The organism is Saccharomonospora iraqiensis subsp. paurometabolica YIM 90007 (assembly GCF_000231035.2).
Lineage (GTDB): Bacteria > Actinomycetota > Actinomycetes > Mycobacteriales > Pseudonocardiaceae > Saccharomonospora > Saccharomonospora paurometabolica.
On record NZ_KI912244.1, the window covers coordinates 85154 to 88960 of the forward strand.

General features: G+C 71.1%; 5 protein-coding genes. All 5 read left to right on the plus strand.

Translation table 11 applies throughout. The features are described from left to right. Window positions 1–155 precede the first annotated feature (155 nt). The 5 genes from SACPADRAFT_RS0213870 to SACPADRAFT_RS0213890 all read left to right on the plus strand — a co-directional run bounded on the left by SACPADRAFT_RS0213870 (window position 156) and on the right by SACPADRAFT_RS0213890 (window position 3728). A complete protein-coding gene (locus SACPADRAFT_RS0213870; RefSeq protein WP_007026843.1) occupies window positions 156–428 on the plus strand; it encodes a hypothetical protein in 273 nt (90 codons plus the stop codon). A gap of 87 nt (window positions 429–515) precedes the next feature. Further along, on the plus strand, window positions 516–1040 hold the full coding sequence (locus tag SACPADRAFT_RS0213875) for a YlcI/YnfO family protein (RefSeq protein WP_007026842.1): 525 nt from the start codon (window positions 516–518) through the stop codon (window positions 1038–1040). Between the two features lie 70 nt (window positions 1041–1110). Then, window positions 1111–1959 (plus strand): DUF4097 family beta strand repeat-containing protein, encoded by an 849-nt coding sequence (locus SACPADRAFT_RS0213880; RefSeq protein ID WP_007026841.1) that lies wholly within the window; start codon window positions 1111–1113, stop codon window positions 1957–1959. A gap of 24 nt (window positions 1960–1983) precedes the next feature. Continuing rightward, the gene (locus tag SACPADRAFT_RS0213885) at window positions 1984–2937 is read left to right on the plus strand and encodes a daunorubicin resistance protein DrrA family ABC transporter ATP-binding protein (RefSeq protein ID WP_007026840.1); all 954 of its coding nucleotides are present in this window, start codon (window positions 1984–1986) and stop codon (window positions 2935–2937) included. After that, window positions 2934–3728: an ABC transporter permease gene (locus SACPADRAFT_RS0213890; RefSeq protein WP_007026839.1), complete on the plus strand. Its 795-nt coding sequence runs from the start codon at window positions 2934–2936 to the stop codon at window positions 3726–3728. The genes SACPADRAFT_RS0213885 and SACPADRAFT_RS0213890 overlap by 4 nt, the downstream gene beginning before the upstream one ends. Window positions 3729–3807: the final 79 nt, after the last annotated feature.

Here is a 3807-nt window from a genome sequence, read left to right on the forward strand (position 1 = left end):
GCGCGCGACCTCGCCCGCGCCGAGGCCGCCCACATCGCCGACGCCGGGGGCGATCCGTGGCTGGGCCTGTTGCGCCGCGTGCTGCGCGGGCTCCGCGCGTTGTGACACCCGGTCCCGAACCACCCGACCACCGTTCCGACCGACGAGGTACCACCATGACCGACACCGCGACCGCGACCGCGCCTGCGCTGCCCGCGCTCGACGACCTCGACGCCGTGCTGATGCGGCTGCGCCGCGCCGTCGACGGGGAGACCGAACCGCTCTACCGGCACAAGGACGCGGGCAACGCCGAGGTGCTGCCGCTGCTGCGCCGCATCGGCCTGCTCGTGCTCGAACTCGGCTTCACCGTGGCCGAGGAAGGCGGTATCGACGGCACCGACGTCGAACGCGCCGTCGCCCACGCCTACGGCCTGCCGACGCCGCCGTAGCGCCGAACTGCCTAGCTGGCACGACATGGCATCACTTTGAGACATAGCGGCTTGCACAAGGTGCCACATATGTGCCAACGTGGTGCCATGGATCTGAACGTGCACGTGAGCGGCCTGGGCCGGGAGTTCGCCGCGCTCGCCGAAGCCGGCGGGGACGACGCGCGGGAACTGGCGGAGCGCCTGGCCGGGCCGCTCGAATCGGCGATCCGGATGACGCTGCTGGACGTGCTCTCGTCCGCCGCCGACGAGATCACCCGGGAGCTGGCCCCGGGGTCGGTGGAACTGCGCCTGCGCGGGCGCGATCCGGAGTTCGTCGTCACCACACCGCCCGCCGAACCGGAGGACGAGGTGGCGGAAGGCGGCACGGAGGCGACCTCCGGCACCGTTCCCCCGATCACGGAGGACGGCCCCGCGACGCGGATCAACGTGCGACTTCCGGAACAACTCAAGGCGGCGATCGAGGAGGCCGCCGCACAGGAGGGACGCTCGGTCAACGCCTGGCTGGTGCGCGCGGCGGCCGCCGCCCTGCAGGGCCCCGGACAGGGCGGACGCACCGAGCCGAGCAGCTCCGGGAAACGGTCCTCGCAACGCTTCACCGGCTGGCTGCGCTGACCACACCGCAGCCTCACACACATCCCTGACCAGCGGGGATGCGCAACCCACCAGTACTGAGGGGTCGACTATGCCCACTTTCGACACACCCGAACCGATCTCGGTCGAGCTGGAGTTGGGCGCGACCGGGCGCGTGCGGTTCCTCGCCACCGACCGGACCGACACCGAGGTCGACGTGCGCCCGAGCGACGCGTCCGACACCTCCGATGTGCAGGCGGCCGAGCAGGTCCGCGTCGAGTACACGACCGGGACCCTGCGGATCAGGGGGCCGAAGGCGCGTCCCTTCGACTTCTCCCGCAAGACCAGGTCGGTCGACGTCACCGTCGGGCTGCCCGTTGATTCACGGATCTCCGGCACGGTGCAGCTGGGCAACCTCCACGGTTCCGGCCGGCTCGGGCAGGTCCGGTTCAAGACCGGCACCGGGGACATCCACGTCGAACACACCGGTCCGCTCCGGCTCAACACGGCGACCGGGCACGTGACCGTGGACCACGCCACCGGTGACACGGAGATCCACACGGCGTCCGGCAAGGTGAGCCTCGGCCGCATCGAGGGGACCGCGGTCGTCAAGGACTCCAGCGGCGACGTCGAGATCGATTCGGTCACCGGCGACGCGCGGATCCGCTCGGCCGGCGGCGACATCTCCGTCGATCGGGTGGGTGCGGGCATCGACGCGAAGACCGCCAGCGGCACCATCCGGCTGGGCGAGGTGGCCCGGGGTTCGGTCGCCCTCTCCACCGCCATGGGCGCACTGGAGCTCGGCGTCGCCGAAGGCACGACCGCCTGGGTCGACGCAGGCACCAGCTTCGGTCAGGTGCACAACCTGCTCGACAGTGCCCCGCGCCCGGAGGAGTCCACCGAGGTCGTCGACGTGCGGGCCCGCACTTCGTACGGCGACATCACGATCCGCCGCCGCTGACGAATCCACTCCAAGGGGGAAAGCATGGCCACCATCCGACCGGCCGTCGCGACGACCGGGTTGCGCAAATCCTTCGGCGACCACGTCGTACTCGACGGCCTCGACCTGACGATCCCGGCGGGGACGGTTCTCGCACTGCTCGGCGCGAACGGCGCGGGCAAGACCACCACGGTGAAGATCCTGTCCACCCTGCTCGACCCGGACGGCGGCAGTGCCCGGGTCGGCGGCCACGACCTCGCCACCGAGCCCGACGGGGTGCGCGCGGCGATCGGTGTCACCGGCCAGTTCTCGGCGGTGGACAGTCTGCTCACCGGCGAGGAGAACCTGCTGCTGATGGCGGATCTGCACCACCTGCCCCGGCGCGCCGGCCGAGAGCGCGCCGCCCGACTCCTCGACCGGTTCGACCTGGTCGAAGCGGCCCGGAGACCGGCCTCGACGTACTCCGGAGGCATGCTGCGGCGCCTCGACCTCGCGATGACCCTCGTCGGTGACCCGCGGGTGATCTTTCTCGACGAACCGACCACCGGACTCGACCCGCGCGGCCGCAGGGGCATGTGGCGGATCATCCGGGAGTTGGTGACCGACGGGGTGACTCTCCTGCTGACCACGCAGTACCTGGAGGAAGCCGACCAGTTGGCGGACCGGATCGCGGTGCTCGAGCACGGCAGGCTGATCGCCGAGGGGATCCCGGACGAGCTGAAGCGTCGCATCCCCGGCGGACACGTCCGCCTGCGGTTCGCCGACCTCGGTGAACTCGACGCGGCCGAGCGGGTGCTCGACCGGGCCGCACGGGACGACGACGCGCTCACGCTGCGGGTGCCGGCCGACGGCAGCCTCCGGTCGCTGCGGTCCCTGCTGGACCGGCTCGACGAGCAGGCCGTCGAGGTCGACGAGGTGTCCGTACACACCCCCGACCTCGACGACGTCTTCCTCGCCCTCACCGGTGAGGGTGGCAACAGAAAGGTGACCACGCGATGAGCACCTCCGGTTTCCGGTCGCACCCGGTGCGCGACTCGATGACGATGCTGCGCCGCAACCTCAGGCACATGCTGCGGTACCCGTCGATGACGCTGACACTCGTCGGGATGCCGGTCGTGTTCCTGCTGCTGTTCGTGTACGTCTTCGGCGGCACGCTGGGCGCCGGGCTCGACGGGATGGTCGGCGGGCACGCCGGATACGTGAACTACGTGGCGCCCGCGATCCTGCTGATGACCGTGGCGGCCACCGTGCAGGGCACCGCGATCTCGGTCGCCATGGATATGACCACGGGCCTCATCGCCCGGTTCCGCACCATGAACATCGCCCGCAGCTCGGTGCTGACCGGGCACGTTCTCGGCAGTGTGTTCCAGACGGTGCTCAGCCTGGTGATCGTGACGGGTGTGGCGCTGCTCGTCGGCTTCCGGCCCGTTGCCGGCCCGGGCGCGTGGCTGGCCGTGGTGGGCCTGCTTTTGGCAGTCACCTTCGCGCTCGTCTGGTTGTGCGTGGCGCTCGGGCAGGTGAGTTCCAGCGTCGAGACCGCGAGCAACCTGCCCATGCCGTTGATCCTGCTGCCCTTTCTCGGAAGCGGGTTCGTCCCCACCGACTCGATGCCGGCCGGGTTGCGCTGGTTCGCCGAGTACCAGCCGTTCACCCCCGTCATCGAGACGCTGCGCGGCTTGCTGCTGGACATTCCCCTCGGACACGACGCCTGGATCGCGCTCGCCTGGTGCGCCCTGATCACCCTCGGCGGCTACCTCTGGTCGCGGAGGCTCTTCCACCGCGCACGGTGACCCCGTCGTCGCACGGCCCCGCGGTGTCCCCGCTGGCGCGCTCCGGCGGGCGGCCCGGCGTCCCGGTCGCGGACGCCGG